Source organism: Pseudomonas sp. PA-4-8C (assembly GCF_021606625.1).
Lineage (GTDB): Bacteria > Pseudomonadota > Gammaproteobacteria > Pseudomonadales > Pseudomonadaceae > Aquipseudomonas > Aquipseudomonas lactis.
Genome location: NZ_WKCD01000287.1, coordinates 1 through 7,134, shown reverse-complemented (window position 1 = coordinate 7,134; position 7,134 = coordinate 1). Strand labels below are relative to the sequence as shown.

The window sequence follows — 7,134 nt, the reverse complement described above, 5'->3', positions numbered from 1 at the left end:
TCCATAAATATCTGTATCTCATCTGCTTTGGCGATCGCGCCTAACGCCTGAACATCTATGTGCTGGACGTACCCCGTGTGCTGGCTTGTGATGATCAGCGCCGAACTGGGAATCACTGACTCGCAAGGGTAGGGGGATGCTCCCAAATGCGGCCATTGGACTCGATGGTTAATGGCATCAATGGCTGCCTGCTCGACACGGTCAATGGTTTCTCCCACCCGCCCAAGCTTGGACAAATGATCGATCCAGCGCAGCAGCGTGTAGACAATCAGAATGACCACTGCGATGGTTACCGCAAATAGCAAAACCCTCCCTTGTGTACCGTAGGCGCCGGTACTCAAAGCAATGATCCCAACCAGGCTGAACAGAAATGAGCCGATAAAGGTGGCCAGGGCATTTTGTGTCGTGGTGTCTTCCATCACCAGGGTCGTGGCACGGGGCGTCACGCCGCTGCTCGCCGCACTGTAGGCGCTGACCATGGTGCTTAAAGAAAAGGTCGTCACCGCGAGCATGCTTGAGGCAATGATGCCCAGTATCTTATCGACGGCGTCGGCACCGATGCGGGCGGGCAACGACTCGGGAATGTAGTCCTTGAAGACAACGGCGAGTAACGCGGTCGCAATACCCAGCAAGGAAAACAGACTCGCCCTGAACCACAGCCGTTTGGTCAATTGGTGTAGCACCCAGCGCCAGCGTGCGAGCATTTTTTATACCTTCTGCAAATAACACGACGGAACCCACCGCAAGGATTCAGGGAATCGAAGGCGGTAAGTTGATTATCCTTATGGAGTCTTTGGTCTGGCCGAGGGTTCATCCAGCGTCTTTGGTTGCTGCACACGGAATGACTCGCTTGACCCATTTACTGATCGACATGCCTTTCTGACACAACATATGATTTAACATAATATACATTATGCGTATCGCCCTATACTTAGCTGAGGGGTTCTGGAGGCTGCTTTTCACCAGGTGATCAGCGTTAAGGTGTTGCTACTAGCAACACATGTTCAGGACGATGACTCCTAGGCTTGGCCATCTGTCTCGATACGAATCTTGGCGCGTGCAACAACGGCCATCGCTTCGGCAATGAAAGCCGCGTTACCGGTGTCGTGTGCATCAGCCAAAAATACAGCTATGGCCTCTGAATCAACCAGCGCGTCTGCTGGGTCATAATCATAAATTGGCTCTGTCATCTGATCACCTGGAGAAAATAATGAACCCGAAGCCCAAGGCTAAAAATACGAGCTGGAAAGTCAAATGCCAGGATGCAGCTGATAGCACTGGCGATTTGATCATACCGCTGACTGACGATCTCCTGTCGGCCATCAAGTTGGCCAGCGGCGACACACTCGACATGGAAGTAAAACCTAACGGCACGATAATGCTGACTCCAGTTCGTGCGTAGGATCAATTGAGCCATCCACCGGCTTGATGGTTGCAGCCCATAAACGACGTGACTTGTTACCGATTACACGTGATTTCACGGGGTGCTAATTTCTAATCGTTGAGAGATAGCGTTCAAATTTGGAAGATAACGAGCAAGGATGAGCTACCCCTAGTTCATCTGTTGAGCTACCCTCCTCTTTTTTAATAGCCTTTAAGCATAACTATACTAAATGACTATTTAGTATAGTTATATCTGAGTGTCATCCATCAAAGCCTAAACCGATCCACCGACTGCGAAAGCTTCCCCGCCAAACTCGACAATTCATCCGTCGTCGACGCCGTCTCGCCAATCACCCGACTGTTACTTTCCGACATTCCCGCAATCCTCTCCACCTGATGAGCAATCTCATTACTGGCCAGGCTCTGTTCACTAATAGTGCGGGAAATATCGTTGACCAACTCAGTGGTACTCAGCGTAGCCTGGAGAATCTCGCGAATGGCGCGTTCCACTTCGGCAGTCACTGCCATGCCCTTATCCACTTGGGCAACGCCCTCCTCCATGCTGATTACCGCTGCTCGGGTGTTCTGCTGGATGCTCCCAACCATGCTGGCGATTTCCTGGGTGGAGGCGCTGGTGCGTCCGGCCAGGCTGCGCACTTCATCGGCGACCACCGCAAAGCCGCGCCCTTGTTCACCGGCGCGGGCGGCTTCGATGGCGGCGTTCAGGGCCAGCAAGTTGGTCTGGTCGGCAATCCCCTTGATCACCTGGATAATGCTGTAGATCGCTTCGGACTCCTTGTCCAGTGTGCGGATCACTTGGGCTGACTGTTGGGCAGAACGGGCGATGCCGTCCATGTCGCTGACCACTTGGTGGATGACCCGGCCACCGTCCTTGGCCAGGGTTTCAGCCTGGCTGGCCATGTCCAGGGCACGTTGGGCGTGACGGGTGATTTCTTCGATGCTGGCGGTCATTTCGCTCGCCGCGGCGGCCATGGTGCTGGCAGCCAAACTTTGTTGCTGGCTGCTGCCGGCCACCTCGTGGCAACCCTGGCTGAGGCGTTCGCTCATGCCATTCACGCCATGGGCATTGCTGCGAACCACTTCGATCATGCCGCGCAAATCCCGCTGCATCGTCGTCAGGCTGCGAATCAGCGTACTGGCTTCGTCCTGGTTCTTGGGTTCGACAATCGGCTCGCTCAGGTTGCCATGGGCAATGCTCTGGGCAATATGGCTGGCGGTGCGCAAAGGCCCCATGATGCTCAGGGTCACCCAACGTCCTTGTGCCAGCAGCAACAGCAGGCTCGCGCCCAGTACGATAATCAAGGTCCAGTTGGCGTTACTGATGGTTTGCCGGGTACCGGTGCTGGTGAGTTGGGTATTGTTTTCGATCAGTTCGCTCAACCCCGCCATTTGTTCTTCCAACTGGCTGAACGCGGCATTGAAGGTCTGCAGCTCCCCTCGTGCGGCCTCTGGATTCTCCAGGGCCAGCGCGACGATGCGCTCGCCGGCACTGATGTAGGTGTCCAGGCTGGGTTTGATTTTTTCCAGGCTGGCCTTGATCGAGGCGTCCAGCGGCAGCTTGAGGTTTTCCGCCAGAACCTCGCGGAAGTGTTCGGCATGCTCCTTGATCGAGCTGTTGACCTCGGCCGGCGTACTGGTGCTTTTGCCCAGCCCGACCAACATGGCCGACAGCACATCGGCACGCAGGGCGTCGTGCATCATGTCGGCTTCCATGTGGTTGCGCAGTACCGTCATGCTGACGTCGTTGTCCTGTACCGCATCGGCCATCCGCGTATTACCCAGGTAGCCGGCCAGGCTCATGATCAAAGCGGTGAGCAACCCGGTCGCAATCAACAGCACCAAGCGTAATTTGATCGTCATAGTGGTACCCCGTGCCAGGACCGCCGGTTGGGAACCCAACCGTTTCAATGTCGCTGCTAGCTGTATCGGCAGCTGTTGCTTGTTAGTGAAGCCTAAGTTTGCGGATCTGCGCGGTTCCCTTAAGCTGACCGTCCGTTGCTCTACCTGGATCTGCCAAATGCCTCAACGTATCGCCCGTCTCGCCCTGTTGCTGGGCTTGATCACCGCCGTGGGCCCGTTTGCTATCGACATCTATCTGCCGGCGCTGCCGACCCTGGGCGCCAGCCTCCAGGCCTCGCCGGCGGCCGTGCAGATGAGTTTGACGGTGTTCTTCATGATTATCGGCGTGTGCCAGTTGTTCTACGGCCCCCTCAGCGACGTGTTCGGGCGTAAACCTCCGATTTATGCAGGTTTGGTGATCTTTGCCATTGGCAGCGTCGGCTGCGCACTGGCCCCGACTATCGAAGTGCTGATCGGCTTTCGAGCCATACAAGCGTTCGGTGCCTGTGCGGGCATGGTGATCCCACGGGCGATTGTCCGTGACCTGTATACCGGCCATGAAGCGGCGCGTCTGATGGCTTTGTTGATGCTGGTGATGAGTGTTTCACCGATCCTCGCGCCTTTGGCCGGTAGCCTGGTGATTTCGATCTGGAGCTGGCGCGAAGTGTTTGCCGTGTTGGCGGTGGTGGCCGTGCTGTGTCTGCTGATGACCGCCGTACAACTGCCAGAAACCCACCCGGCCGAGCGCCGCCTGGGCAAGACATTGGGCCAGGCGTTCGGCAGTTATGGCGCCCTCCTCCGCGACCCGGTCTTTACGGGTTTGTCGGTGGTGTGCGGGTTTGGTCTAGCCACCTTTTTCGTATTCATCGGCAGCGCGCCCTTCGTGTACATCGAATTTTTTGGCCTGACACCGACCCAGTTCAGCCTGTGCTTTGCGCTCAACGCGGCTTCGTTTTTTGCCATGAGCCAATTGACCGCCCGCCTCAGCGCCCGCTTTGGCCTGGCGCCGCTGATTCGCTGGTCGGTGGTGGGCGTGGCGGCGGTCATGAGCTTGCTGGCGGCTACTACGCTGTGGGGTGACAGCCTGGGCTTGATGATGGGGCTGTTGTTTATCGGTTTTGGCTTTCTTGGCCTGCTATTGCCGGCGGCCGGGGTACTGTCGCTGGAGGATCATGGTGCGGTGGCGGGTTCTGCGTCTGCACTGCTGGGTGCGATCCAGATGGTCACGGCGGCTGTGGCGATGACCTTGGTGGGGATCTTTGCCGACCATACACCGGCGCCGATGTTGATCGGCATTGCGCTGTGTGCGCTTGCCGCGATGCTGACCACCTTGTGGACGTTGCGGCGCTTGCCGGCGCACCTGGTTTCAAGCGTCCCGCCTTCCTCCTGAGCAGAGGAGCAGGCAGATTCAACATTCTGGTTGCCTGTGAGGCCCTCTTCGCAGGCAAGCCAGCTCCCACATTTGAATCGTGGTGTATCCACAAGCCTACAAATCAAACCGATCCACCGCCCGCCGCCGCTCATTGTCGTCGCGCACGTCATAGCTGGCAGTGGTCTGGATGTTGGTGTGATGCGCCAGCTTCTGCGCAATCGACAAATCATGCTCCTCGATCACCCGCGTGATAAACGAACGACGGAAATCATGGGGCATGATCTTGACCCCCACCTGATCACCACGCTGGCGCGCGATGTAGTAAATCGCGTGCTTGGTGATGCGTTCCCGGGTGATATGGCTGCCTCGACGGATGCGGTTAAACAGGAAGCTGTCGTCCTGCTCACCTTCCTTGAGCTGCTCGCGACGAAACGCCAGCCAGGCCTGAAGTTTGGCAAACGCCCAGTCCGGCGCGTACTTGACCAGCTCTTTGTTGCCCTTGCCGATCACGCGCAAGCTGCGCTCGTCAAAGTTGATCTGTGCCAGGTCCAGGTTCACCGACTCCGACTTGCGCATGCCCGAGCCATATAACAGACCGATCACTGCGGCATCCCGCAGGCCCTGGGGCCGAGGGTCGGCGGCGCAGACGTCGAGCATCTCGCGGATCAAGGTGCGGCGCAGGTTGCGGCCCTGGCCCAGGCGCGTGCCGGGTGTGGCCTTGACCGAGCGCATCTTCAACAGGTGGTCCTGGCTGATCAAGCTCATGCGCCACGCTTCGTTCATCACCCCGCGCACCGCATTCACATACAGCGACGAGGTGTTCGGCGCAAAGCCGTCCTCGCGTAAGGCAGCCACCAGTGCGATGACGTGTTCGGGCTGCAGCAGGTGCCAGTCAATCTCTTCGAGGTTGAGGTCTTCGAAACCCAGGCGGTCGGCGGCATCCTGCAGCACGTAGCGCATGGTCAGTTGGCTGGAAGGCGCCAGGCGGGTGAGATAAAGGGTCAGCGGGTTGCAAATGGACTCGGTCAAGGTAGATCAGCCTTTGGATTAAATACATCGACCAACTATTTGATTAATCGATGTATTTAGTGGATTGGCGAAGGCCGAGTCTAACCCAGGAGCGGCCCTGGCACAAAATCACGGGGCTGTATCGTCGTCCTCGCTGGCTGCCTGGGGCTGGGCCTGGGACTGGCTCCAGTCGGCGTCCTGTTGTTGCATCAGCGCGAACCACTGCTGGCGCATAAAGGCGAGGTAACTGTCCGGCGCCTTAGCAAAGTCCTTCTCGTCGCCATAGCAGCCCGGCAGTGGCAGTTCGGTGCCCTGCTCCTTGTACTGGCTCACCAACGCTTGCTGCGCCGCGACACTGCAGTCAGTGGGCAGTGGCATACCGCGCAAGGCGCCAGCGTCTTCATCCCACCAACTGGCGCCCACGCGGTCGAGGCCCCGCAGACGATACTTCTCGGACTTGCCGACATGCATGATCAGCTTGAATTCGTTGGGGCTGACGTCGCTGGTGCAAGCGCGTGAATAACCGACGGTAGCCTGGGTATTGCCGTCGCCCAGCAGGTCGGTGACCCTGGTGGCAGCCCGGTCAAAGCGCAGCCCGGCGTCAAACTCGCAGTGCTGCACATCGTCGTACAGCATCCACACGCGCTTGGGGCGTTCGCCACTCAACACATACTGCGCCGCGTAGACAAAGGCCGACTGGGTACCATCGTCATCGCGCTCACCGACTTGCTCGGCGAGTACCAGCAGGTTTTTGCCCTGGCGGTCATCCCAGGTATAAGCGGCGACCTGTTTGCCACGCACTTCCACCCCTTCCGGCACCTGGTCCAGAGGCGTCAGCGCGACGCCCTGCTCGGCCCGCACGCTGGTGACACAGGCCACCGTCATCAACAATCCCATCAGCACAGGCCGCAATGGGCCGCGCAAAAGCTGCACGCTATTCATCCGAGTACCCTGGCAAGAGAGGGCTTACTTTACCGGCACTTGAGCGCCAATGCAGAGAAGATTGTTGAAGGGCGCGCCTTGGCCCGATCGCCTCGCTCAAATTGAACCAAGCGCCCTGCAAGATGCTCCGATATCGCCCCGTGAGGCCTACATGTAACGCCTTGATTACTTAGCTGAACCCTAGCTGTCTGCCTGGCAAATAAACGAGTTTTTCATCCTGCTTTCATATTCGTTGCACATTTTTGCGCTTAACCTTGTAGGCAACACTTAAGAGCAATCCGTGGATTATCGACTAACCTATTGAAAACGCGTCATCTTTAGCGCCGTTTTGTAACCTGCGGGCTGTAGTTTCGCCCAATAAACGCTGCTGTTTTCACGCTTGAAGTCGCTTTAGCCCGAGGTCATGAATCTTTGAAACCCTACCCTATTCATTGCGTGTCGATCGTTATCCCGGTCTACAACGAACAAGAAAGCCTGCCTGAGTTGCTGCGTCGCACCACGGCAGCCTGCAAGCAATTGGCTTACGAATACGAAATCATCCTGGTGGATGACGGTAGCCGCGACAACTC

At 57.5% G+C, this 7,134-nt stretch carries 8 protein-coding genes and 1 pseudogene; 3 read left to right on the top strand and 6 right to left on the bottom strand.

From position 1 onward, the window contains the following. Both GIW04_RS26045 and GIW04_RS26040 read right to left on the bottom strand, forming a co-directional pair. A partial coding sequence (locus GIW04_RS26045; RefSeq protein ID WP_236479332.1) for a DUF2254 domain-containing protein occupies window positions 1-704 on the bottom strand: 704 nt, incomplete at its 3' end. Window positions 705-1,019: 315 nt separating this feature from the next. Beyond that, a complete protein-coding gene (locus GIW04_RS26040) occupies window positions 1,020-1,190 on the bottom strand; it encodes a hypothetical protein (RefSeq protein ID WP_183043772.1) in 171 nt (56 codons plus the stop codon). A 20-nt stretch (window positions 1,191-1,210) separates the two neighbouring features. On the opposite strand from GIW04_RS26040, the gene GIW04_RS26035 reads away from it, so the two are divergent. Further along, window positions 1,211-1,402 (top strand): hypothetical protein, encoded by a 192-nt coding sequence (locus GIW04_RS26035; RefSeq protein ID WP_003191212.1) that lies wholly within the window; start codon window positions 1,211-1,213, stop codon window positions 1,400-1,402. A 248-nt stretch (window positions 1,403-1,650) separates the two neighbouring features. Here the strand turns inward: GIW04_RS26035 and GIW04_RS31585 are convergent, their stop codons facing one another. Next, a complete protein-coding gene (locus GIW04_RS31585) occupies window positions 1,651-2,376 on the bottom strand; it encodes a methyl-accepting chemotaxis protein (protein ID WP_373874265.1) in 726 nt (241 codons plus the stop codon). Window positions 2,377-2,508: 132 nt separating this feature from the next. Beyond that, window positions 2,509-3,264, bottom strand: a pseudogene (locus GIW04_RS31580) (MCP four helix bundle domain-containing protein); the annotation flags it as partial. A gap of 157 nt (window positions 3,265-3,421) precedes the next feature. Here GIW04_RS31580 and GIW04_RS26025 point away from each other — a divergent pair. After that, window positions 3,422-4,633, top strand: coding sequence for a multidrug effflux MFS transporter (locus GIW04_RS26025; protein ID WP_120248046.1), 1,212 nt, complete (start codon window positions 3,422-3,424; stop codon window positions 4,631-4,633). Between the two features lie 96 nt (window positions 4,634-4,729). Here GIW04_RS26025 and GIW04_RS26020 read toward each other — a convergent pair whose 3' ends face one another. Together GIW04_RS26020 and GIW04_RS26015 are read right to left on the bottom strand one after the other, a co-directional pair. After that, on the bottom strand, window positions 4,730-5,644 hold the full coding sequence (locus GIW04_RS26020) for a site-specific integrase (protein WP_056783188.1): 915 nt from the start codon (window positions 5,642-5,644) through the stop codon (window positions 4,730-4,732). A gap of 108 nt (window positions 5,645-5,752) precedes the next feature. Next, entirely contained in the window at window positions 5,753-6,565 is an 813-nt protein-coding gene (locus GIW04_RS26015; RefSeq protein WP_120248047.1) for a M949_RS01915 family surface polysaccharide biosynthesis protein, read from the bottom strand. A gap of 411 nt (window positions 6,566-6,976) precedes the next feature. Between GIW04_RS26015 and GIW04_RS26010 the strand changes: the two genes are divergently transcribed. Continuing rightward, window positions 6,977-7,134 (top strand): glycosyltransferase (locus tag GIW04_RS26010; protein ID WP_236479333.1); only part of this gene is annotated, 158 nt, incomplete at its 3' end.